22 protein-coding genes and 1 pseudogene are annotated in these 25114 nt (G+C 73.2%); 15 read left to right on the top strand and 8 right to left on the bottom strand.

What is annotated here, in order from left to right; genetic code table 11:
• Window positions 1-4 precede the first annotated feature (4 nt).
• Window positions 5-1393 (bottom strand): recombinase family protein, encoded by a 1389-nt coding sequence (locus tag FF36_RS23410; protein ID WP_242422775.1) that lies wholly within the window; start codon window positions 1391-1393, stop codon window positions 5-7.
• 84 nt (window positions 1394-1477) lie between these two features.
• On the opposite strand from FF36_RS23410, the gene FF36_RS23405 reads away from it, so the two are divergent.
• Together FF36_RS23405 and FF36_RS23400 are read left to right on the top strand one after the other, a co-directional pair.
• Window positions 1478-1744, top strand: a complete 267-nt coding sequence (locus tag FF36_RS23405) for a hypothetical protein (RefSeq protein ID WP_044887302.1) — start codon at window positions 1478-1480, stop codon at window positions 1742-1744.
• Window positions 1745-1889: 145 nt separating this feature from the next.
• Window positions 1890-3509: an ABC-F family ATP-binding cassette domain-containing protein gene (locus FF36_RS23400; RefSeq protein WP_044887301.1), complete on the top strand. Its 1620-nt coding sequence runs from the start codon at window positions 1890-1892 to the stop codon at window positions 3507-3509.
• 4 nt (window positions 3510-3513) lie between these two features.
• On the opposite strand, the gene FF36_RS23395 is transcribed toward FF36_RS23400, so the two are convergent.
• Complete coding sequence (locus tag FF36_RS23395; protein WP_044887300.1) at window positions 3514-4191, bottom strand: TetR/AcrR family transcriptional regulator; 678 nt, start codon at window positions 4189-4191, stop codon at window positions 3514-3516.
• Between the two features lie 60 nt (window positions 4192-4251).
• Between FF36_RS23395 and FF36_RS23390 the strand changes: the two genes are divergently transcribed.
• Window positions 4252-5301, top strand: coding sequence for an LLM class flavin-dependent oxidoreductase (locus FF36_RS23390; RefSeq protein WP_044887299.1), 1050 nt, complete (start codon window positions 4252-4254; stop codon window positions 5299-5301).
• A 110-nt stretch (window positions 5302-5411) separates the two neighbouring features.
• Here FF36_RS23390 and FF36_RS23385 read toward each other — a convergent pair whose 3' ends face one another.
• A complete protein-coding gene (locus FF36_RS23385) occupies window positions 5412-6008 on the bottom strand; it encodes a TetR/AcrR family transcriptional regulator (RefSeq protein ID WP_199865478.1) in 597 nt (198 codons plus the stop codon).
• Between the two features lie 49 nt (window positions 6009-6057).
• On the opposite strand from FF36_RS23385, the gene FF36_RS23380 reads away from it, so the two are divergent.
• Window positions 6058-6777 carry an SDR family oxidoreductase gene (locus tag FF36_RS23380; protein WP_044887298.1) on the top strand — a complete coding sequence of 240 codons (720 nt, stop codon included), beginning with the start codon at window positions 6058-6060 and terminating at the stop codon, window positions 6775-6777.
• Between the two features lie 23 nt (window positions 6778-6800).
• Here the strand turns inward: FF36_RS23380 and FF36_RS23375 are convergent, their stop codons facing one another.
• Genes FF36_RS23375 through FF36_RS23365 form a run of 3 tightly spaced genes read right to left on the bottom strand, consistent with a single transcriptional unit; the run spans window position 6801 to window position 10719 of the window.
• On the bottom strand, window positions 6801-8297 hold the full coding sequence (locus FF36_RS23375; RefSeq protein ID WP_044887297.1) for a class I adenylate-forming enzyme family protein: 1497 nt from the start codon (window positions 8295-8297) through the stop codon (window positions 6801-6803).
• Window positions 8294-9436, bottom strand: coding sequence for an acyl-CoA dehydrogenase family protein (locus tag FF36_RS23370; RefSeq protein WP_044887296.1), 1143 nt, complete (start codon window positions 9434-9436; stop codon window positions 8294-8296). Before FF36_RS23370 ends, FF36_RS23375 begins: the two co-directional genes overlap by 4 nt.
• The gene (locus FF36_RS23365; RefSeq protein WP_044887295.1) at window positions 9433-10719 is read right to left on the bottom strand and encodes an acyl-CoA dehydrogenase family protein; all 1287 of its coding nucleotides are present in this window, start codon (window positions 10717-10719) and stop codon (window positions 9433-9435) included. The genes FF36_RS23370 and FF36_RS23365 overlap by 4 nt, the downstream gene beginning before the upstream one ends.
• 176 nt (window positions 10720-10895) lie before the next feature.
• Between FF36_RS23365 and FF36_RS23360 the strand changes: the two genes are divergently transcribed.
• The 8 genes from FF36_RS23360 to FF36_RS23325 all read left to right on the top strand — a co-directional run bounded on the left by FF36_RS23360 (window position 10896) and on the right by FF36_RS23325 (window position 21743).
• Window positions 10896-11822 (top strand): SDR family NAD(P)-dependent oxidoreductase, encoded by a 927-nt coding sequence (locus FF36_RS23360; protein WP_173667304.1) that lies wholly within the window; start codon window positions 10896-10898, stop codon window positions 11820-11822.
• 75 nt (window positions 11823-11897) lie between these two features.
• Entirely contained in the window at window positions 11898-13139 is a 1242-nt protein-coding gene (locus tag FF36_RS23355) for a Zn-ribbon domain-containing OB-fold protein (protein ID WP_044887294.1), read from the top strand.
• Window positions 13136-14296 (top strand): thiolase C-terminal domain-containing protein, encoded by a 1161-nt coding sequence (locus tag FF36_RS23350; RefSeq protein ID WP_044887293.1) that lies wholly within the window; start codon window positions 13136-13138, stop codon window positions 14294-14296. The genes FF36_RS23355 and FF36_RS23350 overlap by 4 nt, the downstream gene beginning before the upstream one ends.
• Before the next feature lie 61 nt (window positions 14297-14357).
• Entirely contained in the window at window positions 14358-15128 is a 771-nt protein-coding gene (locus FF36_RS23345; protein WP_044887292.1) for an SDR family NAD(P)-dependent oxidoreductase, read from the top strand.
• Between the two features lie 118 nt (window positions 15129-15246).
• On the top strand, window positions 15247-16266 hold the full coding sequence (locus FF36_RS23340; protein WP_044887316.1) for a DUF2889 domain-containing protein: 1020 nt from the start codon (window positions 15247-15249) through the stop codon (window positions 16264-16266).
• 12 nt (window positions 16267-16278) lie between these two features.
• Window positions 16279-17118, top strand: coding sequence for a hotdog family protein (locus FF36_RS23335; protein ID WP_044887291.1), 840 nt, complete (start codon window positions 16279-16281; stop codon window positions 17116-17118).
• A 193-nt stretch (window positions 17119-17311) separates the two neighbouring features.
• A complete protein-coding gene (locus FF36_RS23330) occupies window positions 17312-18937 on the top strand; it encodes a class I adenylate-forming enzyme family protein (RefSeq protein ID WP_082122162.1) in 1626 nt (541 codons plus the stop codon).
• A gap of 391 nt (window positions 18938-19328) precedes the next feature.
• Window positions 19329-21743: a CoA transferase gene (locus FF36_RS23325; RefSeq protein ID WP_044887290.1), complete on the top strand. Its 2415-nt coding sequence runs from the start codon at window positions 19329-19331 to the stop codon at window positions 21741-21743.
• Here FF36_RS23325 and FF36_RS23320 read toward each other — a convergent pair whose 3' ends face one another.
• Window positions 21744-22193, bottom strand: a complete 450-nt coding sequence (locus FF36_RS23320) for a nuclear transport factor 2 family protein (protein ID WP_236706020.1) — start codon at window positions 22191-22193, stop codon at window positions 21744-21746.
• A gap of 65 nt (window positions 22194-22258) precedes the next feature.
• Here FF36_RS23320 and FF36_RS23315 point away from each other — a divergent pair, with 65 nt between their 5' ends.
• Entirely contained in the window at window positions 22259-22891 is a 633-nt protein-coding gene (locus FF36_RS23315) for a TetR/AcrR family transcriptional regulator (RefSeq protein WP_044887313.1), read from the top strand.
• Between the two features lie 43 nt (window positions 22892-22934).
• Here FF36_RS23315 and FF36_RS23310 read toward each other — a convergent pair whose 3' ends face one another.
• Complete coding sequence (locus FF36_RS23310) at window positions 22935-24104, bottom strand: amidohydrolase family protein (RefSeq protein ID WP_044887289.1); 1170 nt, start codon at window positions 24102-24104, stop codon at window positions 22935-22937.
• Window positions 24105-24479: 375 nt separating this feature from the next.
• Here FF36_RS23310 and FF36_RS38830 point away from each other — a divergent pair.
• Window positions 24480-24628: pseudogene (locus FF36_RS38830) on the top strand (TetR family transcriptional regulator); the annotation flags it as partial.
• Window position 24629: 1 nt separating this feature from the next.
• Window positions 24630-25091: transcriptional regulator (locus FF36_RS23305; RefSeq protein WP_242422774.1), on the top strand; the 462-nt coding region annotated here is incomplete at its 5' end.
• Between the last annotated feature and the right edge of the window lie 23 nt (window positions 25092-25114).

Raw genomic sequence — 25114 nt, 5'->3', positions numbered from 1 at the left:
GACGCTATGCCGCCGCCGCAGCCGGGAAACGGTCCGGATGCGGAATCACGTCGATGGACTCTTCGCCCGCGTGCCCGCCCTTGCTGGTGGGCAGGACCGTGACCTTGCACAGGTAGTCGACGATGCTGCGCCGCCGATCCAACGGCAGCCCGGGAAAGTTCTTCGCCGTCACCCCGTGCAACGCCGACGGCAGAACCGTCAACTTCTCGTCCCGTTCCAGGTCTTCGAGCTTCCCGCGCAGCCGGGTCAGGTTCCGCTTCAATCCCTCCACGGAAACATCTTTCAGATCATCGGTGGGATCGCCGACCAGGGCGTCTTCGACCTGACTGATACGCAGCCGGACCTCATCGGCGCGCGCCCGCAGATCATGGGTGGGAACCGCGACGTCAGGAACGTCGAACGTCACCCCGTCCCGGGCCAGCCAGCCGACCACGAACCGGGTTACCACATCGTCGACGAGATCCCCGCGGCGCCGGAGATGATTCTGCGATGCGCACCGGTACATCCGCGCCCCGGCACGGTTCCCCCCGGACCGCATCGCCCCCGCACACCGGCCGCAGACCGCGATCCCCGACAGCAACCGGTTCGGCTTGTTCCCCGGAGAACTCCGCCGCGCCGGGTCCGTCAGCACCGCCCGGCACAACTCCCACCGCGCCACGTCCACGATCGCCGGCCACGCCGCCGGACCCAGGATCCGACCCTGATGCACCCGGAACCCGGCAACCCGCCCATGGACCAGGATGCCCCGCAGTGTCGACGACGACCAGCGCGCTCCCTGCGACGTCGCCACGCCCGCATCGTTCAACTCAGCCACCAGCGCGCGCAGCGGACGGCCCGCGATCACCCCACCGGCCGCCCAGCGGATCACCTCCGCTTCCGCCGGGCGGACCGTCATCCCGTCAGCCTCATAACCGAACGGACGCCGCATGCCCCCATGCGGCAAACCCGCCTCGGCGTTCTGCAACATCTTCCGCCGGACCCGGTCCGACCGGTGCTCCGACTCATACCGCGCCAACCCGCCCAGGATCCGAGCATGCAACCGGCCCTCACCCGTCGACAGGTCAACACGGCCGCCCTTGACCGTCTCGATACGCAACCCGGTCCCGTTCGCCAAATCCACGATCTCTTCGAGTTCCTTCGGGCTACGCGTCAACCGGTCCACATGCCAGACCAGCAACACGTTCCACCGGCCCGACTCGATCCCGGCCAGCACCTCCTCATACCCCGGACGCCGCTTCTTCGAATACGCCGACACATCGTTGTCCGTCACCACCTCCGGACGCGGCATCCCCAGCCGATCCGCCAAATCGTTCAAGTCCGCAGTCTGACGGGCAACCCCCAGACCCGCGCCCTCCCGATCCAACGAGATACGCACATAGCCCACCGGACGCACCGGCCCCGGAACACCCACCACCGTGACGAAAGGATCAGTTACCGTCATAGAACTATTCTAAAACGGCAGTGCCTTAATTAGAGCGTGAGCCGGCTGCTGCTGATCTGCTCGGCCCATCATCGGGCCGTCCACGACGACGACATCCGCCTCGACCGTGCCGCCGACGGCACCGTCACCGCCCGCACTCCCGACGGCCGGGTCCTCACCGCCGCCCCACCGATCCTGCCCGGCCCCGAACCCGCCAGCAAACTCGCCCACGCCACCCGCCACATCACCCCCACCGCCATCCACACCCCCGACGGCGGCCGACTCGGCCTCATCGACTCGATCCACGCCCTCCTCAACCCCTGAGTCGGGACAGAACCCGACGCAGCCGGTTGCGCGGAACCGGGCCAGGGTTAGCATGGACGCATCATGGAGCTCTGACACCACCCGCGCCCGCGGCCGAGGCAGCGTCCCGGCGGGCGAGAGATGCGATCCTCTCGGTGGTGTTCGCGTGGCTCAGCCCGCACTTTCCGCATCCGACCTCGTCCGCTCGCTGGGTGGGCGCCGTGTTCTCGACGGGGTGTCGCTCACGGCGGCGCCGGGGCATCGCGTCGGGCTGATCGGTGAGAACGGGGTCGGCAAGAGCACCCTGCTGCGGCTGCTCGCCGGCGTCGACGAACCCGACGGCGGCGCCGTCACGCGGCCGGCGGACGTCGGCTTCCTCCATCAGGAGATGCCGTTCGATCCGGCCGCGACGATCGCCGACGTGCTCGACGAGGCGCTGCGCGAGGCCCGCGAGGACCTCGCCGAGCTTGACCGGCTCACGACCGCGCTCGCCGCGACCCCGCCGGAGGGCCCCGACCATCCGGCGCTGCTCGCCGCGTACGGACTGCGGCTCGACCGGGCGCAGGACCATGCGGCCTGGGACGCCGACCGGCGCGCCGAGATCACCCTGGCCGGTCTCGGGCTTGGCGGGATCGATCAGAGTCGGGCGCTGGCGACGCTGTCCGGCGGACAGCGGGCCCGCCTCGCTCTCGCCGCGCTGCTGGTGCGCCGGCCCGCCGCACTGCTGCTCGACGAGCCGACGAACCATCTCGACGACGACGCCGCGGCCTTCCTGGAGGACCAGGTACGCGCCCTGCCCGGCGTCGTCGTCGCGGCCAGCCACGACCGGGCGTTCCTCGACGCCGTCTGCACCGACCTGATCGACCTCGACCCGGCCGTCGACGGCCCGACCCGCTACGGCGGCGGCTACACCGCCTACCAGGCGGCGAAGCAGGCCGAGCGGGACCGCTGGGAGCGGCGCTTCGCCGACGAGCAGTCCGAACTCGCCGCGCTGCGCCACGCGGTCGCGACCACCTCGCGCACCATCGCGGCGAACCGCGGGCCACGCGACAACAACAAGATGAGCTTCGGCCTGCTGACGAACCGGGTGGAGCAGCAGATCTCCCGGCGGGTACGCAACGCCGCGCGCCGCCTCGGCGAGCTCGAACGCGCCCAGGTCCGCCGGCCCCCGCCGCCGCTGCGCTTCGCCGCGCCGGCGTTGGCGAGCGCCTCGCCGGACGGGACGCTGCTGGCGCTGCGCGACGTCCGCGTGCCCGGCCGCCTCGCGCTGGACCGGCTCGACCTGACCGCGGCCGACCGGCTGCTCGTCACCGGTCCGAACGGTGCGGGCAAGTCGACGCTGCTCGCCGTACTGGCCGGGCACCTCGCGGCCGGCGGCGAGGTGCGCCGCCGCGGCAACCTGCGGGTCGGCCTGCTGGCCCAGGACAGCGTGTTCGACCGACCGGAGCGCACCGCTGCCGACACCTACGCGCGCGTGGTGGGGCAGCGCCGGGCCGAGACCGTACCGCTGGCCGAGCTCGGCCTGCTCGCCCCGCGGGAACTGGGCCGGCCGGTGGGGGAGCTGTCCGTCGGCCAGCGCCGCCGCCTCGCCCTGGCGCTGCTCGTCGCGGACCCGCCCGACCTGCTGCTGCTCGACGAGCCCACCAACCACCTCTCGCCGCGCCTCGCCGACGAGCTGCAGGACGCCCTGGGCCCCGGCCCCGGCGCGATCGTCGTCGCCTCCCACGACCGCTGGTTGCGCTCCCGCTGGCCCGGCCGCGAACTGCGCCTGCCCGCGCCGGCCTGACCGGTCAGCGGCGGGTGGCCGGCTTCGGTGGCGCCGGCCGCAGGCGCAGCATCGCGAGGTACATGGCGGTGCGGCTCGGCGGTGAGGGCAGTGCGGGGAGGCTGTGGCCATGGGAGGCGACGGCGAAGGAGCGCAGCAGGTGGCCGACCAGGCGTCGGGAGGCGGCCTCGGCGGCGGGGCCGCTGGCGGCGACGACGCCGGCGTTGGCCATGAGGATCACGACGAGGTCCTGGTGGGCGAAGTCGGGTCGCAGCCGGCCGGCGGACTGGGCCCTGGCGATGAGCCGGCCGAAGTCGGCGGCGACCTCGTCGCGCTGCGACTCCAGCGCCCGCGCGGTGGGGAAGGTCCGGATCAGGACCTCGGTGAAGCCGAGGTCGGCGACCTGCATGCCGCAGACGGTCTCGAGGAACTGGCTGAACCCGTGCCAGGGGTCGGGCTCGGCCAGGGCGGCGGACATGGCGTGGCGGTAGCCGGCCATCTTGGGCAGGAACACGGCGCCGACGAGGTCGTCGCGGGTGGGGAAGCGGCGCAGCACGGTGGCGATGCCGACGCCGGCGTGCCGGGCGACCTCGTTGGTCGACACCGACAGCCCGTGGCGGGTGAACAACTCCCGAGCGGCCTCGACGATCCGGTCGCGGTTGCGCCGCGCATCGATGCGGATCCGCTGGCCGTCATCCGTCACGGCTCCGACCGTACCGCACCATCTGGAGCGCCTTATCCGGTTATCCCGTAGGCTGCGCACATGCTCGAACTCGGGGTGCTTTCGCTCAGTGACACGCAGATCCGGCTCGGTACCGGGCAGCGGGTCGGTCACGGCGAGCGGCTGGACGAGATCGTGGGTCACGCGACGCTCGCCGAGCGGGTCGGGCTCGACCTGTTCGCCCTGGGGGAGCACCACACCCTCGACTTCGCCGTCTCCTCGCCGGCGGTCGTGCTCGCCGCCGTCGCCGCCCGGACCAGCCGAATCCGGCTCACCAGCGCGGTGACGGTGCTGCCGATCCTCGACCCGGTGCGGCTCTACCAGGACTTCGCCACCCTCGACCTGCTCAGCCACGGTCGGGCCGAGATCATCGCCGGGCGCAGCGCGTACGCCGAGCCGTTCGAGATGTTCGGCGAGCACCTCGCCGACGCCGACGCGCTGTTCGACGAGAAGCTCCGCCTGCTGCTGACCCTGCGCGAGCAGGAACGGGTGACGTGGCGCGGCCGCTTCCGCCCCCCGCTGGCCGACGCGCCGATCACGCCCCGGGCCGAGCCCGGCTCGCTGCCGGTGTGGGTCGGGGTCGGCGGATCACCCACGAGCGCCGAGCGGGCCGGCCGGCTCGGCCTGCCGATGGTGCTCGGCTACATCGGCGGCCCGCTCAGCCACGCCCGGCGCGCCGTGGACATCTACCGCGCGGCCGGCGAGCAGGCGGGCCATCCCGAGCGGCTGAAGGTCGGCATCTCCACGCACTTCTACGCGGCGGCCTCCGAGCAGGACGCCCGCGACGTCCACCCGTACTACTACGAGTACCTGCGCCCCAAGACCCCCGGCGGGCGCGGCTTCGTCGTCTCCGCGGAGGCGTTCGCCGACGGGATGCGCCGCGGCAACGCCATCATGATCGGTACACCGGCCCAGCTCATCGAGAAGATCCTCGACGCTCACCAGACCCTCGGCCTGGACCGCTTCTACGGCCAGATCGACTGGGGCGGCCTGCCCCGCGAGCAGGTCGCCGACTCGATCCACCGCTTCGCCGAGGCCGTCGCCCCGGTCGTGCGCGCCCACACCGACAGCCAGCCCAATGCCGTCCACTGACCGTCGCCGCCGCTGGGCGGCTCGGTAGTACCGCAGACCAGGCCGGTCGGGCACCGGAGTCCGGTTCCGCAGAACACCATGATCGCCGGAGTGGTCGGCGGTGCCTGTGCTCAGCGCGGCTCGGCGAGGGTGAACACGAGCTCGTCGATCAGGTTCTCGTCGACGGGTTGGCTGGTGGCGAGCATCCGGTACCAGATGACGCCGAAGACGAGGTCGGCGGCGGTGCCGGGGGACGGGATTGGTGGGAGATCGCCGCGGGTCCGGGCGCGGTCGAGAATGATGCCGAGCGCGTCGCGGCGGCGCTGCAGGAACGCGGAGCGGAACCGCTGCTGGAACTCCTCGTCGAGCTGGGCATGGGCCATCAGGGCGCGCAGCGCGTCGACCACCCGCCGGTCGCGGCCCAACCGGAAGGTAGCTGCGAGGAAGGCACGCAGGTCGGCGGCATAACTGCCCTCGTCGGGGATGGGCACGTGCAGGTCGGCCTTGGTGGCCAGGGCGTCGAGCAGCACGTCAGCCTTGGACGGCCACCAGCGGTAGATCGTCTGTTTGCCCGCGCCGGAGCGGGCGGCAATGCCCTCGATCGTCAGACCGGCGTATCCCACCTCACCCGCGAGCTCGATCGCCGCCGTGAGGATGGCGAGCCGGCTCTCCTGGCTGCGCCTGCGTCCGGGCCGGGCCGGCGTGGGTTGGTCGGTCACGGTCGCCATGCTAGCGTGATTGCGAGACGAGACGTCACGGTTCGAATTAGGAGAGTGCATGAGTGAGCACACTGCACTGGTCGTCGGCGGAACGTCCGGCATCGGGCTGGCTACCGCCCGGCGGCTGCGTGCCCTCGGTGCGACGGTCCACGTCGTCGGCCGCGACAAGCGGCGACTCGACGGCGTCGCGGCCACCGACCCTGGGCTGATCGGTCACCGGGCGGACGGCGGCCACCGCGACGAGATCGCCGCCGTTCTCGCCGCCGTCGGCCGCATCGACTGGCTGATCATCACTCTCGGTGGCAGCGATGGCCTGGGACCCATCGCCGACCTGGACCTCGACCTGCTTCGCCGGGCCTTCGACGCGAAGTTCTGGGCCCACCTCACCACCATCCAGGCGGCCCTGCCGCACCTGGCGCCGACCGGCTCCATCACCCTGCTCGGCGCGATCAGCGCACATGCTGGGATGCCGGGAACCGCCGGCATCGCGGCCCTCAACGGTGCTGTCGAAGCCCTGATCAGGCCGCTCGCCGTCGAACTCGCTCCGATCCGGGTCAACGGCGTTTCCCCTGGCCTGGTCGACACCCCGTGGTGGAGTGGCCTGCCCGACGACGTGCGGCGGTCCTACTTCGCGCAGGCCGCTCGGGCGCTACCCGCGCAGCGGATCGCGACCGCGGACGACATCGCCGAGGTCACCGTCGTCGCCGCCACCAATCCGAACCTCACCGGCACGGTCATCGAGACCGACGGCGGGGCCCGGCTCGTGTCGATGGGCTGACCAGGAGGTGGTTCGTCCGCAGCTCAGCGGCGGGGGCCCCAGGGGGTGTCGGTGCGCAGGCGGGCCTTGTCGACCTTGCCGGCGGCGTTGCGGGGCAGGGGCTCGGTCAGGATCGCCACGTACTGGGGGATCTTGAAGTCGGCGAGGCGGCCGGCGGCGTGGGTGAGCAGGGCGTCGACGTCGACGGTGGGGCCGGGGCGGGGGACGATCGCCGCGGCGACCCGCTGGCCGAGGCGTGGGTCGGGCACGCCGACGACGGCGACCTCGCCGACGCCGGGGAACGCCGCCAGGACCCGTTCGACCTCGATGCTGTAGACGTTCTCCCCGCCGCGGTTGATCATGTCCTTGATGCGGTCGAGCAGGTGGATGCGCCCAGCGTCGTCGATGCGGGCGAGGTCGCCGGTGCGCAGCCAGCCGTCGACGAGAGCCTCGGCGGTGGCCTCGGGGCGGCGCCAGTAGCCGCTCATGAGCTGCGGGCCGCGCACGAGGAGCTGGCCGACGCCGGCGGCGGCCTCGGGGCCGTCGAGACGCAGCTCGGTGGCGGCGACCGCGCTGCCGACCGTGTCGGCGTGGGCGAGGACGTCGTCGTGGTCCAGGCCGCTGACGCAGGCGGCCTCGGTCAGCCCGTAGCCGGGGCCGAACCGGGCCGCGGGGAAGGCGGCGAGCAGCTCCGCGACCTGGCTCGGCGGTGTCGGCGCGGCGCCGTAGCTGACCAGCCGGACGTGGGAGACGTCGGTGCGAGGGAAGTCGGGGTGGCGCAGCGCCTGCCAGTACATCGCCGGCACGCCGTTGAGCACGTCGATGCGTTCGTCGCGGATCGCCCGCAGCCAGGCGCCGGTCTCGAAGTGGGTGGCGATGACGACCGTGCCGCCGGCGAGCAGGGCGGGCAGCCACTGCATGCCGAAGGCGAGGACGTGGAACAGCGGCGCGGCGATCAGCGTCCGCGTCGCCTCGGTCGGGCCGAGGTGCAGGGCGCGACGGCACTGCTCGGCCGCGGACAGCAGCGCCCGGTGCGACAGCATCGCGCCCTTGGGCACGCCGGTGGTGCCGGAGGTGTAGAACAGCGCGGCCAGCGCCTCCGGGTCGTCGGCGAGGCGGACGGTGGCCGGGCCGTCGGGCAGCGCGGTCGGGTCGTCGACGACGAGCGTGGCGGCGGAGTCGGTGACGATGTGCTCGACCTCGGCTGGGGTCAGCCGGGTGTTGACCGGGACGGGCACGGCGCCGGCGAGGATCGCGCCGAGCACCGCCGCGCACCACGCGGCGCCGTTGGGCAGCCGCACGGCCACCCGGTCGCCCGGGGCGACGCCGGCGACGACGAGGCCGCCGGCGACCCGGCTGGCGGCGTCCCACAGCTCGCGGTAGGTCAGCCGCCGGCCGGTGGCGAGGTCGACGAGGGCCTCGGCGTCGGGCACCCGCTCGACGGTGGCGCGCGCCCCGTCGCCGACGGTGGCGGCGAGGCCGGTGAAGCGCAGCCCCGCCGCGGTGCGCACGGTGCCCGCGGTGTCCGGGCCGGCGCTCACACCCCGGCCTTGGCCAGCAGTCGCTCGTAGTAGACCGCCGGGCCGCCGAACAGCAGCTGGGAGGCCTTCGCCCGCCGGTAGTACAGGTGGGCGGCGTGCTCCCAGGTGAAGCCGATGCCGCCGTGGACCTGGATGTTCTCGGTGGCCACCGCGAGGAACGCCTCGGAGCACACCGCGTGCGCGACGGCGGCGGCGACGCCGGCCTCGGGCGCGTCGGCGAGCCCGTCGACGGCGCGGGCGGCCTCGCGGGCCGCGGCGTCGGCGACCTGGACGCGGGTGAGCATGTCCGCGGCCTTGTGCTTGACGGCCTGGAAGCTGCCGATCTGCCGACCGAACTGGACGCGGTCCTTGGCGTAGGTGGTGGACGCCTCCAGGCAGGCGCGGGCGGCGCCGACCTGCTCGGCGGCCAGCGCCGTCGTCGCCACGTCGAGGACCCGGTCGAGGATCGCCGCCGCGCCGCCGGCCGCGCCGACCAGGCGGGCGGGGGTGGCCGCGAAGGTCACCGTGGCGATGCGGCGGGTCAGGTCGAGCACGGGCAGCGGGGTGCGGGTGAGCCCGGCCGCGTCGGCGTCGACGGCGTACAGGCCGGGGCCGGCCGGTCCGCCCGCGACGACGAGGAGCACGTCGGCGCCGGCGCCGTCGAGAACGAGCGGCGCGGTGCCCTCGAGGGTGACGTCATCCGTGCCGGCGCTCGCGGTGACGGCCAGGGCGTCGCCGGTGCCGCGGCCGCCGAGTGACCAGCCGCCGTCGACGTTCGGCGGGGCGAGGGTGGCGGTGGTGGTGCCGGCGGCGATGCCGGGCAGGATCCGCGCGGCCTCGTCGCCGCCCGCGGCGACCAGCGCGGTGCCGGCGAGCACCACCGAGGACAGGAACGGCGAGGGCAGCAGCGCCCGGCCCATCTCCTCCAGCACCACGGTGAGCTCGACCAGGCCGTAGCCGTCGCCGCCGTGCTCGGTGGGCAGGGCGAGCGACTGCAGGCCGAGCTGCTCGGCCATCTGCGCCCAGACCTTGTCGTCGTAGCCGCGCTCGGAGTCGATCGCGGCGCGCACGGCGCGCTCGTCGGCTTTGGCGGTCATGAAGTCGCGTACCGCCGAGCGCAGCTCGTCCAGCTCGGTGCTGGTGGTGTTCTCGGTGCTCATGCGGACCTCGATTCCGTGGCGCCGGCCGAACGGCGGAGCTCCCGGAAGGGGGACCTGGTGTCGATGCCGGGCTCCTTGGGCAGGCCGAGCACCCGCTCCGCCAGGATGTTCTTCATGATCTCCTCGGTGCCGCCGAGGATCCGCAGCGCCGGGGTGGACAGCAGCAGCTCCGTCCACGAGTAGGTGCCCCACGCGCCGGTGTCCGCGATCAGGCGGGGACCGATGATCTCGGCGGCGAAGTGGGCGCCCCGGGTGAGGTTCTGGGCGTACATCAGCTTGGACACCGACGCCTCGGGGCCGGGCTGCTCGCCCGCGCGGAACTTGCGGACCATCTGGTGGTTGAGGTACTCGGTGGCGAGCGTGTCGGCGTGCAGCTCGGCGAGGCGCCGGCGGGCGGCGCCGTCGTCGAGGCGGCCGTTGGCGCGCAGCAGCTCGGTGAGGAAGGGCAGGGCGACCGCGCGGCCGACCGGGCCCGCGCCCTCGCCGCCGACGCTGGCCCGCTCGTTCATCAGGGTGGTCAGGGCGACGCCCCAGCCGCCGTCGACGGGGCCGAGGCGGTGGTCGTCGCCGACGTGGACGTCGGTGAGGAAGACCTCGTTGAACTCGCTGCCGCCGCTCATCTGGCGCAGCGGGCGCACGTCCACCCCGGGGGCGGTCATGTCGACGACGAACGCCGTGATGCCCTTGTGCTTGGGGTTGTCGGGGTTGGAGCGGCACAGCGCCAGCCCGATTGCGGCGTGGTGCGCCACCGACGTCCAGACCTTCTGACCGTTGAGGATCCAGCCGTCGCCGTCGCGCACGGCCTTCGTCTCCAGGCTCGCCAGGTCGCTGCCCGCGGCCGGCTCGCTGAACAGCTGGCAGGCGATGATCTCGCCGCTGTAGAGCCTGGGCAGGTAGCGCTGCTTGAGCTCGTCGGTGCCGTGGGCGAGGATCGTCGGGCCGATCATGCCGAGGCCGATGAGGGAGAGCACCCCGGTCTCGGGCACGTCGTAGCCGGCCTCCAGGCCGTCGTAGACGAGGTCGTGCAGGGTGGTCAGGCCGCGCCCGCCGAACTCGGTCGGCCCGGTGATCCAGCCGAAGCCGTTGTCGTAGCGGGTGCGCTGCCACGCCTTGGCCGCGGCGACCTTGGCGTTCTCGACGTCGGGCGGGTCGGTGCTGAAGTAGGTGATCCGGTCCTCGCCCTCACCCCAGGCGACGTCCTCGGCCGCCCGGGCACGGCGGGTGGCGTGGGCGTCGAGGAACGCGGTGACCTCGGCGACGAACTGGTCCATCTCGCTCGGCATGGGCGATCTCCGACTGGGGTGTCAAGTATGGCGGGAAATCCCGGCCTGCAGGGGCACACCGGGACGGCATGAGCAAGGAATATGGCCTCATGACACTAAGGTTTGACGAATATGTCAAGTAGACCCTAGAGTCGCCAGCGTCGCCGTGCGGACTGACCGGGCAGAGGAGCTGACGGGTGTCGCAACAGGGTGAGCGTCTCCTGGAGGGACGCGTCGTCATCGTGACCGGCGGAGGTCGGGGAATCGGCCGCAGCCACAGCCTCGAACTGGCCGCGCACGGGGCAACTGTCGTGGTCAACGACCTGGGCGTCGGGGTGCGCGGGGAGTCCTCGCAGGAGGAGCCGGCCGACGCCGTCGTCGCCGAGATCGAGGCCAAGGGCGGGGTCGCGGTGCGCGACACCGGCAACGTCACCGACTGGGCGGCGGTGCGCTCCCTCGTGGCCAACACGGTCGAGCGGTTCGGTCGGCTCGACGCCATCGTCAACAATGCCGGCATTCTCCGGGACGCGACGATCACCTCGCTCACCGAGCAGGACTGGGACGCCGTCATCGGCGTCCACCTCAAGGGCACCTTCGCCCTGACCAAGCACGCCTGCGACTACTGGCGGGCCGAGTCCAAGGCGGGTCGCCCGGTCGCCGGGCGGATCATCAACACGACGTCGGGCACGGGCCTGGCCGGCAACGTCGGGCAGGCCGCCTACGGCGCCGCCAAGGCCGGCATCGCGAACCTGACGCTCACCACGGCACTCGAGGGCAGCCGCTACGGCGTGACCGCCAACTGCATCTCGCCCGTCGCCGCGACCCGGATGACCGCTGGCACGGGCATCGCCCAGCCCGGCGCCGCCGACGGGTTCGACCGGTTCGATCCGGCGAACTCCTCCCCGGTCGTCGCCTGGCTGGCTTCGGAGCGGTCCGGCTGGCTGACCGGGCGGGTGCTGCGCATCGACGGCAACACCGTGCATCCGGTGGACCCGTGGAGCGTGCGCCGCGGCTACAGCGCCGCCCGCGGCGGGCGCCTCGACGCCGCCGAGCTCGACGCCGGGCTGCGGGTGGTGCTGGGCACCGCCCCGGCGGGCCTGGCCGGCCTGAACATCATTTCGTGATCGCGGGGTGTCTGTGATCGGGGTGTCTGTGATCGGTGTGTCACTGATCTGCTGGCGGCGAGAGGAGACAACGCGATGACGACGGTGACCGCTGTCGGTACGTATCTGCCCCCCTGGGGCAGCGCGCGGGGGCGGGTCCTGGGACCCGACGAGGACGCGGTGACCCTGGCCGTCGCCGCCGCCCGCGCGGCGCTGGAGCAGGCCACCACGGCCGGCTCGGCGACGGCGCCGGACGTGCGCCGGGTGGTCTTCGTGACCCGGGAGCTGCCGCTGCTCGTCGGCGGCAACGCCGCGGCGCTGCTCGCCGGCATCGGCCTGCCCGATGACGTGCCCGTGGTCGAGCAGGTCGGCGGCGGGCCGGCGGTGTTCGACACCCTCGGCGGCGCCGAGGCCGGCACGCTGGTCATCGGTGTCGACGCGGCCGAGTCCGGCCCGGTCGGCGCGGCCGCGGCGCTGGTGGCCGCCGGCGACGGGGCCGGGGTCGGCGTGGAGCTGGTCGGCCGGGTCGTGCGCAGCCTGCCGGTGCTCAGCCGCGCGAACGGCGGCGGCGCCCGCGACTACTCCGACGCCCGGCTGGAGCGCGAGCGCGGCGTCGGGGTCGCCATCGAGCGGCTCGACCTGACCGACAAGCCGGTGGTCGTGGCGGGGCTGCCCGCCAAGCAGGCCCGCGCGCTGTGCGCCGGGGTGCCGCCGACGCTGCCGACGACGGGCGCGAGCGCGGCGCTGTTCGCGGTGGCGGCGCTCGCCGAGGTCGGCGGCGGCGGGCTGGTCCTCGCCGTCGAGCAGGGATCGGCGACGGCGCTGCGCGTCGACGGGGTGCCCGCGGTGCGCCGCGATGAGCCGGCGCTGCTGGCGCCGGAGAAGCTGACCCGGACCCCCGGGCCGGACATCGCGATCTCGCTGGCCGCCTACGAGCGGGCCTTCGACGCGAAGCTGCGCTGGGACGCGGGCGCGTGCGACGCCTGCGGCACGCTGGCGCTGCCGCCGCGGCGGCGGTGCCTCAACTGCGGCTCGGAGGACGGCTGGTCGCTGACCCCGCTGCCGCGCACCGGCGAGGTGTACACGGTCGTCACCGTGCATGTTCCCGTGCCGGGATTGCCGACGCCGTACTCCCTGGCGATCGTCCAGCTCGACGGGGTGGACGTGCGCGCGCTGGTGAAGGTGACCGGCGCCCCGGCCGGAACGGTGCAGATCGGCGACCGGGGGCGGCTGGTGCTGCGCCGGGTCGCGGTGCGCTCAGGAATTCCGGACTACGGCTATGCGCTGTACCCGGATGCGGCCACAGCCGCGGATGCAGGCGAGGGAGCGGTGCGATGAGGCGAGTGGCGGTGGTCGGCGCCGGGATGACGGCGTTCGGCGAGCATTTTGGCCTGGGCATCAAGGAACTGCTGCCGATGGCGGTGTCCGAGATGGCCGCGCACGTCGACAAGGGCCTCAACCGTGACGACATCCAGGCGGCCTGGTTCGGTGAGCTGACGACCTCGGACGGTTTCCCGACGGGCATTCTGGCGGACACCTGCGGGCTGCTCGACATTCCCGTCACCCGGGTGGAGAACGCCTGCGCGACGGGCAACGACGCGGTCCGCAACGCCACCTACGCGGTGGCGTCCGGGGCGTTCGACGTCGTGCTCGTGGTCGGCGCGGACAAGGTGCGCGAGTCCTCGGCGCGCAGCACGTTCTGGGAGTGGGCGGGCCTGACCCGCGACATGGCCTGGGACTACCCGCTCGGCCTGGTCGCTCCGGCGAACTTCGCCCTGCACGTCGCCCGCTACCTGCACGAGTCGCCCGCGACGAAGGAACACCTCGCGATGGTGGCGGTGAAGAACCACAAGCACGCCCTGCCGAACCCGAAGGCGCAGCTGCGCTATGAGATCACCGTCGAGCAGGCGCTGAACGCCCCCGTCGTGGTCGCCCCGTTCAACCTGTACGACTGCACGCCGCAGAGCGACGGCGCCGCGGCGCTGCTGCTCGTCTCCGAGGACGTCGTCGAGCGTTACACCGACCGTCCCGTCTGGGTGCGCGGCGTCGGGCTCGGCCTCGACCGGGTCATGCACCAGCACAAGAAGGACATGACGACGTTCCCGCCGACGGTGAAGGCGTCGAAGGCCGCCTACGCGATGGCCGGGATCGGCCCCGAGGACATCGACGTCGCCGAGGTGCACGACTGCTTCACCGGCGTCGAGCTGATCAGCTACGAGGACCTCGGGTTCGCCGAGAAGTTCGGCGCGTACAAGCTGATCGAGAACGGCGTGACCTCCATCGGCGGCGCGAAGCCGGTCAACCCCAGCGGCGGTCTGAAGGCGAAGGGGCACCCGCCGGGCGCCACCGGCGTCGCGCAGTGCGTGGAGCTGTTCGAGCAGCTCCGCGGCGAGGCGGCCAACCAGGTCGACGGCGCGCGCACGGCGCTCGCGCACAACATCGGTGGCCCCACTGCGGTGTCCGCGGTGACAATTCTGTCGTCCCAGCGGGGCTGACCGGCGCAGTGCCTGGCCGGACGACCCATTGGCTGAACGACACAGACGGGAAAGGGACCGGATGGAACTGGCAGGCAACGTCGCCCTCGTGACCGGCGGCGCGGGCGGCCTCGGTGAGGCCACGGTGCGGGCGATCGTCGCCGCGGGCGGGTCGGCGATCATCGCCGACCTCAACGACGAGCGCGGCGAGAAGCTCGCCGCCGAGCTCGGCGACGCGGTGAAGTATTCGCGTACCAACGTGCTCGATGACGACTCGGTCCTCGCGACGATCGAGGCGGCCGGACAGCTCGGCACGCTGCGCTACGCGGTGGCGGCGCACGGCGGCTTCGGTGTCGCCGAGAAGGTCGTGCAGCGTGACGGCTCGCCGGCGTCGCTGGACGGCTTCCGCAAGACCGTCGACCTGTACCTCACCGGCACGTACAACGTGCTGCGCCTGACCGCCGCGGCGATCGCGCGCGCCGAGCCCGGCGAGGACGGCGAGCGCGGCGCGGTCGTGACCACGGCCAGCATCGCCGCCTTCGAGGGCCAGATCGGCCAGTCGTCGTACGCGGCGGCCAAGGGCGGCGTCGTCGGCCTCACCCTCGCCGCGGCCCGCGACCTCGGCTCGCTCGGCATCCGGGTGGTCTGCATCGCCCCGGGTACCATCCGCACGCCGATCATGGAGTCGGTCGGGCCGGAGGCGCTGGCGAAGTTCGGCGCGGCGGTGCCGTTCCCGAAGCGGCTTGGCCACCCGTCGGAGTACGGCGCGCTGGTCACCCACATCCTGACCAACCCCTACCTCAACGGCGAGACGATCCGCCTGGACGGCGCGCAGCGCTTCCAGCCCCGGTAGGGCTCGGCGGCCGCGGGGCCGCCCGCCGCAGCCGGCCTGGCCCGGCGGTGGCGACCTCGTGGCCGCACCACGTTCCACCCGGCCCGACCCGGGCCCGATCTGACACGGGGGAGTGGCGATGATCCGAGCAGGTCATCCCGGCCATGGTCCGCGCATTCCGGCGGCGGCGACCCCCCGGCGCCGACCGGGTTCGATCCGGCGCACCAGCACCGTCGACATCGTCGGCGGCCGCGAGCTGAGCGGCCCGCTGGTGCTGCGCGGGCGGGGCCGCGACCTGCTCACCGACCCCGCCGGGACCGGGTTCGAGCTGGCCCACGCGGCCGTCGAGGTCGAGATCGACCGCACGGCGCGCCCCGCCGTCGCCCGCGTCACCGCCGACCCGCCCCTGCCCGGCGCCGAGGCGCTCGTCGGCGCGAGCGTGCCCGGCGGGTTCCGCAAGGCCATCGCCGCCGCCCTGCCCGCCGAGGGGTCGTCCCTGGGGCACCTGCTGCTCGACGACGTGCCCGGCGCGGTCATCATCTCCGGGTACGCCTGGGCGGTGGAGCCCGGCGAGAACGGGCCGCATCCGGGCGGGATGGCCCAGGCCGACATCTGCTCCGGCTGGCGTTCCGACGGCACGATGATGGTCTCCCTGCGCCGCGCCGGCGGCCTGCCGCCGATGGCCGGCCCCGTCGCCCCCGACCTCGCCGACCCCGACGACCCGGCCGCCTGGCACGAGCTGGCGCCGCTGGGCGTGCACGGGGTGCGCCGCCGCCGGCGGCTCGACCTCACCGTCCACGACGGGCTGCTCGACGTCGACGCGATGTTCCGCGACACCTACGTCGACTCCGACGGCGACGAGACCGTCGTCCACGAGTACGGCCTGAGCGCCGGGATCGACGCCGCGACGTTCACCGTCGTGACGGTCGCCGCGCAGCCGCGGGTCCTGCCCTGGGTCGAGTGCCCGCTGGCCGGCGCGAGCGCGGACCGCCTCGTCGGTACCGACGTCCGCGCCGTGCGCGGGCTGGTCGGCGGCGCGTTCCGCGGCATCTCCACCTGCACCCATCTCAACGACCTGCTGCGCTCGCTCGGCGACGTCGAGGCGCTGGCCGCCGCGCTCGGAAAGAATTCCGGGGCGGTTCGCCCGGTATCCCTGTAGTACCGTCCAGGAATGGTCAGGGATATTCGTGAAGTCACCCCGGAAGAACACTGGAAGCAGTTCGAGGAGGCCTGGACGGCCCTGCTCAGCTACCGTTATCTGGGAAAGCTGAGCCCCGATCTCGACAGCGAAGTCGAGCGGGAGACGATGCCGCTGCGCCACGACATGCGCAACTCGACCGGCGGCATCATGGCGGCGCCGCTGTGCATCGCCTCGCCCGAGCCCTACTGGTTGGACAGCCAGTGCGTGCCGGCGCCGGTGGTGATGTCCTACGACATCCTCGACAGCGCCCGCGACGTCCGCGGTGTCGTCGTGCACCGCGACGTCATCCACCTCGGCCGCTCCATGGGTTTCAGCCGGTCACTGACGGTCGACGCCGACGACCCGAGCCGGGTGATCGCCGTGTCGTGCGGGACCGGGGTGAGCCTCGGCGACGTCCCCGAGGACTACCAGAAGGTCTCCAACCCCCCGGTCCCAGTGGTGGACTCCCCGTCGCTGCCGCCGCTGCACCAGGTCTTCGGGGCGCGCCGCGGGGACGACGGGGTCTGGCGGCTGCCCGAGGTCACCCCGGAGCTGTCCTCGCCGCACGCCGCGCTGCACCTCGGGCCGATCAACATCGTCCTCGAGGCCGCGGCGACGGACGCCGCCGCCGCGCACGCCGGCACCGACGCACTGCAGGTCGACAGCTGGATCGTCATGTTCATCCGCCCCGGCGTCGCCGGGCCGTTCCGGGCCGAGGCCGAGGTGGTCAGCGGGCGCTCCGAGCGGATCGCGACGCAGCTGACGCTGCGCGATGAGGGGCGAGGGGACCGCGTCGTCAGCGTCGCCCGCGCCGTCTTCCGCCGGGTCTGACGCACGTCGAGTGAGCGGGCCGCTTCGCGGCGTCCCGTCATTGACGATGGTTGCGACGGCTTCATAGAATATCGTTCTACGCGCGGCGAAGAAGTGTCCTCCGTATCCTGCGCCGGGATTCCTCGGTCATTCGGGGATCTCGTCTGCGTCGGTTCCGCCGGCCGCGCCGCATCGAGTCCGAGGGGTGCTTCGCGTGCCGGTTCCGGTTTCGGTCATCAATGACGCCGTCACCTGGTGGGAGCTGATCGAGCGCCGGGCGCGGGCGACCCCGGATCTGGCGATGCTCGTCGACGCCGGCGGGCGGCGGCTGACCTTCCGGCAGTTCCGCGACGTCGCCGAGCGGGTCGCCGCCGGGCTGTGGGAGCTGGGGGTGCGCCCGGGGGAGACGGTGAGCTGGCAGCTCCCGACGACGATCGAGGCCGCCGTGCTCATGTCGGCGCTGGCCCGCCTCGGCGCGGTACAGAACCCGCTCATCCCGGTCCTGCGCGAGGCCGAGGTCGACTTCATCGTCGGCCAGCTCAGGGCGCGCTGGATCGTCGTCCCCGAGGTCTTCCGCCGATTCGACCATCGGACGATGGCGGAGAAGGTCGCCGCCCGCCACGACGCCCGCGTCCTCGTCTGCGATCCCGCCACGTCGGTCGGGGGAGGGGAGGCCGGGGAAGAGGAGGCCGGGGAGGCGGGGATCCCGATCGGGTTGCCGCTGGGCGACCCGGCCGTGCTCCCGCCCCTGGCCGGGGCCGTGGCCGTGGCCGTGGACGCCGACGGTGACGCGGTGCGCTGGGTGTTCTACACCTCGGGCACCACGGGCGTGCCCAAGGGCGTGCGGCACACCGACCGTTCGGTGCTCGCCAGCTCCAACGGGATGGTCTACCAGCTCGGATTCACCGAGGCCGACGTCGCGTCCATCCCGTTCCCGCTGGCGCACATCGGCGGCCCGGGGATGCTGGGTCTCATGGCGCGGGTCGGGTGCTCCGGCGTGCTCGTGGAGACCTTCGACCGGGAGGCCACCCCGGAGATGCTCGCCCGCCACGGCGTGACGATGCTCGGCAGCGCCGCGCCGTTCTTCCACGCCTACCTCGACGCGCAGCGCCGCCACGGCGACGAGCCGCTGTTCCCCCGGCTGCGGCTGTGCGTCTCGGGCGGGGCGCCGAACGAGCCGGGCCTGCACACGCGGATCCGCGCCGAGCTCGGCGGGGCCGGGATCTGCAACGGCTGGGGCCTCACCGAGCATCCCGTCGTCGGTTACGCCGCGCCCGGGTCCCCGGACGAGCGGATGGAACGCACCGCCGGCCGCCCGGCGCCGGGGGTCAGCGTGCGGGTCGTGCGCGCCGACGACACGCCCGCCGCACCCGGGGAGGAGGGCGAGCTGCGCCTGCGCGGCCCGCAGCTCTTCGCCGGCTACACCGATCCCGCCCTCGACGCGGGGGCCTTCGACGAGGCCGGCTACCTGCGCAGCGGCGACCTCGGCTATGTCGACGTCGACGGCTGGCTGCACCTGACCGGGCGGCTGAAGGACATCATCATCCGCAATGCCGAGAACATCTCGGCGCTGGAGGTCGAGGCGGTCGTGCTGCGCCATCCGGCGGTCGCCGAGGTCGCCGTCGTCGGGCTGCCCGACGCCCGCACGGGGGAGCGCGCCGTCGCCGTCGTCGTGCCCGACCCCGACCAGCCGGCGCCGACGCTCGCGGCGCTCGTGGCGTTCTGCCGCGCCGAGGGCCTCGCCCCCTACAAGATCCCTGAGCAGCTCGAACTGGTCGCCGAGCTCCCCCGCAACTCCATGGGCAAGGTCCTCAAGCGCCAGCTCCAGCTCGCCTTCTGACGCGGACCGTTTTCCTGGCCTCAGCACGCGGGCCGTGGCGGCGGCTGTCAGGTGGTCCGCGACGGATGCAGGGAAGGCTCATGCGCCCGCCCTGCGCCGCAGGCGCGATGACCGCGACGCGGTTCCGCGGAACACCAAGATCGCCGCAGCCGCAGCAATACAGCCGAGTCCCGCACCGGGGGACGAAGTCCTGGCCCACGCCGTGGCAGCGCGGATGCTGCGTACACGATGTGTCTAGAACTGGCTGAGCTGCAGGAATACACGGATTAGGGTGGACGTGGATGCTCGCCGTCCTGGTCGATCCGGCGCCCACCGCTGTCGTCGGGTCCGAGATGCAGCCGGGGACCGGGAGGTGTGGACGGCAGCGCGACCTCGGCGGGAGGGGTGCGGGATGAGTGGCGCGTATGACGGCGTGCGGGTCCTCGACGCGAGCGGGGGGATCGCGGGCGCGATGGCCGCGATGTACCTCGCCGACCAGGGCGCCGACGTCGTGCGATTACTCTCGCCGGGGCGCGGCCCGCTCGACGGCGGCCCGGGTGCGCTGTGCTGGGACCGGAACAAGTGGCTGTGCGCCCTCGACCGGACAACCCCCGCCGGGGCGGCGCAGCTTCGCCGCCTGCTCGCCGCCGCCGACGTGCTCGTCGTCGACGGCACTCCCGACGACCTCGACCGCGACGGCCTCGACCCGGACGGTGTGCGCGCGGCGCATCCGGACCTGATCCACCTGTGGCTGCCGCTGCTCGCCCCGGCGGCGCCGTGGGGCCGACTGCCGGCCGATCCGCTGCTCGCCGACGCCGTGTCCAGCGCCTCCGGTGAGCACGGCTCCTACGACGGTCACCCACTCGCGCTGGTCACCCCGATCGCCGCCTATGGCCAGGCCATCCTCGGCGCGACCGCCGCCGCGGCCGCCCTGCTGGGCCGCGACGGTGCCGGCCGCGACGGTGCCGGCCGCGGGGATGCCGCCCGCGGGGATGCCGCCCGCGGGGGTGCCGGCCGCGGGCGGGCGGTGCTGGTCAGCGGGCTGCACGCGACGGCGGCGATGCAGGCCGCGAGCCTCACCGACGCCGAGGGGATCATCCGCGCGAGCCAGCCGGGGGGCGGTGGCTCGTCGCCGAACTACCGGCTCTACCGCTGTTCCGACGACCGCTGGCTCTACCTCGGCGCGCTCACCGAGCCGCTTTTCCTCACCGCGCTCGACGTGCTCGACCTGTTCGAGGTGCTGACCATGCCGGGCGTGGACGGCTCGATGCTGAACATGCTGCGCCCCGGTGTCGGCGCCCCGGTCGTCGAACGCTTTGCGGCGAGGTTCGCCGAGCGGCCGCTGGCCCACTGGGAGCGGCTGCTGACCGACGCCGGGGTGCCCAACGCCCCGGCGCAGACCCGCGACGAGTGGTGGGCGGGCGAGGTCGTCGCGTCGAACGGGATGCGCCGGGTGCACGTCCATCCCGAGCTCGGCCCGGTGGAGATCCCCGGCGATCCGATCCGGTTGAGCCGCACCCCGGGGACGTTCTCGCACCTGCCGGGCGCGCAGGCGTTCGTCGACGCCGCGGCGGTCTGGACCGATCCGCGCCCTGCCGCGGGGGGAGAGGAGCCGGCGGCCGCGGTGGCGGGGGAGCCGGCGGCGCCGCTGGCCGGGCTGCGCGTGCTCGACCTGGGCAGCTTCGTCGCCGGGCCGTTCGGCTCGACGCTGCTGGCCGACTACGGCGCCGAGGTCATCAAGGTCGAGGGGCCCGGCGGCGACCCCTACCGGATCTACACCGTCTCCTTCCTCGCCTTCCACAAAGGTCAGGACGACATCGTGGTCGACCTGAAGACCCCCGAGGGCCGGGAGACGTTCCACGACCTGGTGCGCAGCGCCGACGTCCTGCTCGACAACGTGCGCCCGGGGGTACGCGAGCGCATCGGTACCGACCACGCCACCCTCGCCGCGATCAACCCGCGGCTCGTGCGCGGCACGGTCACCGCCTGGGGCACCGGCAACCCGCTGAGCGCCACCCCTGCGTTCGATCCGCTGCTGCAAGCCCGCTCCGGGCTCATCACCGCCCAGGGCGGCGCCGGCGCGCCCTGCCAGAGCGCCATGCTCGTGCACGACATCGGCACCGGGTCGCTGGTCGCCTTCGGCATCCTCGCCGCGCTGTACGCCCGGCGGCGCGACGGGCTCGGGCAGGAGGTCGTCACCACGATGGTGAACTCCTCGGTGATGATGCAGGCCGGGGAGTTCGTCCGCCACGCCGGGCGGCCCGCGCCGGCGGTGGGCGGCCACGAGTACGTCGGCGACACCGCGGTGCACCGGCTGCACCCGTGCAAGGAGGGCTGGGTCGCCGTCGCCGCCACGACGCCCGAGCACGCCGCCGCCCTCGTGGCCGCACTCGACCTCGCAGACGTGGGGCGCGAGGCCGGCGTGGGAGGGGAGGCCGGTGCCGTGGCGCTGCTGCGGGCGCCGGCCGCGGGCCCGGCGGCCGACCGGATCACCGCGGCGCTCGCCGGCCTGACCAGCGCCGAGGCCGCCGACCTGCTCGCCGCCGCGGGCGTGCCGGCCGCCCCCGTCCTCGACCGCGGCGGCTTCCTGACCGATCCCTGGTTCGCCGCGGCGGGCATCCTCACCCGCATCGACGAACCGGACGTCGGCCCGTGCACGGTCGTGCGCCGCTACGCCGACTGGTCCGGCAACCCGGTCGAGATCACCGCGGCGGCTCCGCCCCCGGGGGCGGGCACCCGCCGGATCCTCGCGGGCCTGGGCTACTCCGACAGTCGCATCGCCGAGCTCCTCGCCGCGGGGGCGGTCCGGGAGCACCCGGCGCCGTGATCAGGCGGGGTCGGTCCGCGGCAGGTCGCCGGCCTCGCTCAGCGCGAAGACCGTCCGGGAGTGGTAGGTGTCGTTGAACTCCCACAGCCGGCTGATGCGCTCGCCCGAGAACTCGAACAGGAAGTGGTATGCCTGGTCGTAGTGCTTGCCGGCGACGGTGACCGCGTGGCCCTCGGTGAGGGCGGCGACCCGGTCGTCCTCGGCGGTGAGCGTCGTGACGGTCTGCTGGATCGGCGCCCGCAGCAGCTCGGTGTTGACCCAGTCGATCGACGCGCGCATCTGGTCGCGGTCGGAGAACCGCCGCGTCGACAGGCTGAACCAGGCGGCGTCGTCGGTGAGCAGGTCGAAGGCGCCGGCCACGTCGCCGGCGTTCATCCGGTCGAAGAACGCCCGCACCGCCGCCTTGTTCCGTGCCACCGTCGTCGGCGTCGCTGCACCGGTGTCGGCCACCTCGGGACTCCTCTCGTCTGCGCGACCCTATGCTGAACATCTGTTCACCATGGAGGGGGATGGCGATGTCGACGCACCTGACCGGGCCGGAGGATCTCACCGCGAAGGCGCGCATCCGGGCGGCGGCCTTCGCCCTGGTCGCCGAGCGGGGCGTGCACTCGACGACCGTCCGCGCGATCGCCCAGCGCGCCGGCGTCTCACCGGCCCTGGTGATCCACCACTTCGGTTCGAAGCAGGGGGTCATCGACGCGATCTCGACGTGGATCGTCGAGTACCTGCACCGCAACACCCGCGAACCCGATCGCGGCGGCGACCCGGCGCAGGCGCTGCAACGCCGGCTCGTCCGCTTCGAGCGGATGGTCGCGGAGGTGCCGCTGCTCGGCGCCTACGTCCGCCGGATGCTGCTCGACGGCCAGCCCGACGGCCTGGACTGGTTCCGCCGGGCGGTGGACCTGTCCGCCGAGGAACTCGCCCACCGCGAACGCCTGGGCAAGGCCCGACCGTCGACGGACCTGCGCGCCGAGGCGGCGATGCTGTTCATCCTCGGCTTCGCTCCGGTCCTGCTCGGCCCGATGCTGGAACACGCCCTGGGCCTCGACTTCGACGACGAGCGGTCCTGGACGCGGTGGCGCGACGCCGAGTCCGAGCTGCTGACCTCCGCGCTCTACCCCGGCGCCGCGACCACCGGCACGTCCTGACGGTTCAGTTCAGGTGCCCGGTCAGTTCAGGTGCCCGGTCAGTTCAGGTGCGCGGGAAGTTGAGCATCGTGCGGGCGTTGGTCTCGGTGATCTTCACGACCTCGTCGTCGGGGACGTTCGCGAGGACCTCGGCGGCACGCTTGCGGCTGTTCGGCCAGTTCGAGTCGGAGTGCGGGTAGTCGATCTCCAGCATGATCCGGTCGATGCCGACCTTGTGCCGGTTCTCCAGGCCGAACTCGTCGTCGATGAAGCAGCCCCAGAAGTGCTCGCGGAACAGGTCGGAGGGGCGGGCGTCGAAGTCGATCGGCTGGTAGTAGCGGTGGCGCTCCCAGACGAAGTCGGCGCGCTCGAGCAGGTAGGGGATCCAGCCGATGCCGCCCTCGGCCAGGGAGAACTGCAGCTTCGGGTGCTTCTGGAGGATCCCGGAGAACAGCAGGTCGGTGGTCGACCACATGAGGTTGGTCGAGAAGATGGTGATGGCGACGGCGAACGGCGCGTCGGGCAGGACGACCTCACCGGGAATGGCGCGGGTGGCGGCGAAGGAGAAGCCGGGGACGTAGCTGCCCGAGCCGAAGTGCAGCGAGATGACCATGCCGGTCTCCTCGCAGGCGTCCCACACGGGCTCCCAGGCGGCGTTGTGGAACGACGGCAGCCCCAGCGGCACGGGGCTGTCGGGGAAGGAGATGGTCCGGGCGCCCTTGGCGGCGGTGCGGCGGATCTCCGCCGCGGCGAGCTGCGGGTCCCAGGTGGGGATCAGGGCGAGGGGGATGAAGCGGTCCGGCGCGGCCGCGCACCACTCGTCGATGTGGAAGTCGTTCCACGCCTGCACGCACAGCAGCGCGAGGTCCTTGTCGGGCGCCCGCTGGAACACGCCGCCGCCGAAGCCGGGGAAGGACGGGAAGCACAGGGCGGCCTGGATGCCGTCGAGGTCCATGTCCTTGACCCGGGCGACCGGGTCGTAACAGCCGGGGATCATCTCCTCGTAGCGGACCGGGTCGATGCCCCACTCCTGCGGCGGGCGGCCGGCGACCGCGTTGAGCCCGACGGTCGGGAAGACCGAACCGTCGTAGTGCCAGACGTGCTTGCCGTTCTGCTCGACGATGCGCGGGCCCTGCTCGCGCAGCGCCGCCGGCAGCCGATCCTGCCAGACGCGGGGATGTTCGATGAGGTGGTCGTCCACCGAGACGATCTGATGATGATCCTGCAGCGGCATGAGACGCGCTCCCTCGTCGGTGTTGCGGTTGGGCGCGAGGCAGCGTACCCAATGTTGACGCACCCGTCACCTGATTGCTGTCCGCCGGTCAGGTGACTGCGCAGGGAATCTGAGCGTCGACGTGCCGTGCACACAGGACGTATGCCCCGTGCAAGCGGGGAGGCGGCAGAGTCTCTCGTCCGGCCGGGCGGTCCGGCGGTCCGCAGGGGCCTTCCGTTGGCGGTGGCGTCAACTACCGTGGGGATCCCTCACGTCCGCCTCGCGGGCACGTCGCCGGGCCGCCGTCCACACGCCGTAGAATGATGTTCCACGGGCCGTGTCCGGCTGCTGGCGTGCGCCCACAGATGCCGCTGTGCGCCGACGAAGGGAGCGCCGATGGCGAGTCCGCTGCGCTACCTCGACGATCCCGCCGCCCTGGCGCGCGAGCGGCAGGCGTTCATCGCCGCGGCGCTGGACCTGCTCGCCGCGACCGACACGGTCGACCTGCAGGTGAGCCGGATCGTGGCGCGCGCCGGGCGGCACAANGCCGCCTTCTACCGGGTGTTCGGGTCGAAGGACGGGCTGACCCTGGCCGTGGTCGAGGAGGCGACGCGGCGCACGGCCATGGTGGTGGAGCGCCGCGTCGCCGCCGCCGGACCGCCCGTCGAGGCGGTACGCACCTGGGCGGTGGCGCTGCTGTCGCTGGCTCGGGGCGAGGCGGCGCGGGCGATCCGCGCCCTCGCCCTGGACCGTTATCGCCTGCTGCACCGCTTCCCGCAGGCCGAGGCCACGCTGACTTTCCCGCTGCGCCAGCCCCTGACCCGGACGTTGCGCAGCGCCGAGCTGCCGCGGGCGGAACTGCTCGCCGACGCCGCGTTCGAACTGGTCATGAGCCGCCAGGCGGCCTGGATCGCTCTCGACCATCAGCCCGACACCGACGAGGTCGCCGCCTACGCGGAGCTGGTCCTGGACCTCGTCGGCCTGCCCCGGCCCGCCGCCTCGCGGTAGCCGGGCGCACGCAGAGGCGCTCC

It is taken from the genome of Frankia torreyi, from assembly GCF_000948395.1.
Lineage (GTDB): Bacteria > Actinomycetota > Actinomycetes > Frankiales > Frankiaceae > Frankia > Frankia torreyi.
Note: the sequence above shows the minus strand (reverse complement) of the source record. Positions and strands in the feature narration are given on the sequence as shown.

What these genes read in the sequence shown, in the direction of transcription:
- FF36_RS23390 (WP_044887299.1), top strand. Translation starts at nt 4,252, where the DNA reads ATGCTCGAACTCGGGGTGCTTTCGCTCAGTGACACGCAGATCCGGCTC.
- FF36_RS23385 (WP_199865478.1), bottom strand. Translation starts at nt 6,008, where the DNA reads ATGGCGACCGTGACCGACCAACCCACGCCGGCCCGGCCCGGACGCAGG.
- FF36_RS23380 (WP_044887298.1), top strand. Translation starts at nt 6,058, where the DNA reads ATGAGTGAGCACACTGCACTGGTCGTCGGCGGAACGTCCGGCATCGGG.
- FF36_RS23370 (WP_044887296.1), bottom strand. Translation starts at nt 9,436, where the DNA reads ATGAGCACCGAGAACACCACCAGCACCGAGCTGGACGAGCTGCGCTCG.
- FF36_RS23365 (WP_044887295.1), bottom strand. Translation starts at nt 10,719, where the DNA reads ATGCCGAGCGAGATGGACCAGTTCGTCGCCGAGGTCACCGCGTTCCTC.
- FF36_RS23355 (WP_044887294.1), top strand. Translation starts at nt 11,898, where the DNA reads ATGACGACGGTGACCGCTGTCGGTACGTATCTGCCCCCCTGGGGCAGC.
- FF36_RS23350 (WP_044887293.1), top strand. Translation starts at nt 13,136, where the DNA reads ATGAGGCGAGTGGCGGTGGTCGGCGCCGGGATGACGGCGTTCGGCGAG.
- FF36_RS23345 (WP_044887292.1), top strand. Translation starts at nt 14,358, where the DNA reads ATGGAACTGGCAGGCAACGTCGCCCTCGTGACCGGCGGCGCGGGCGGC.
- FF36_RS23340 (WP_044887316.1), top strand. Translation starts at nt 15,247, where the DNA reads ATGATCCGAGCAGGTCATCCCGGCCATGGTCCGCGCATTCCGGCGGCG.
- FF36_RS23335 (WP_044887291.1), top strand. Translation starts at nt 16,279, where the DNA reads ATGGTCAGGGATATTCGTGAAGTCACCCCGGAAGAACACTGGAAGCAG.
- FF36_RS23325 (WP_044887290.1), top strand. Translation starts at nt 19,329, where the DNA reads ATGAGTGGCGCGTATGACGGCGTGCGGGTCCTCGACGCGAGCGGGGGG.
- FF36_RS23315 (WP_044887313.1), top strand. Translation starts at nt 22,259, where the DNA reads ATGTCGACGCACCTGACCGGGCCGGAGGATCTCACCGCGAAGGCGCGC.
- FF36_RS23310 (WP_044887289.1), bottom strand. Translation starts at nt 24,104, where the DNA reads ATGCCGCTGCAGGATCATCATCAGATCGTCTCGGTGGACGACCACCTC.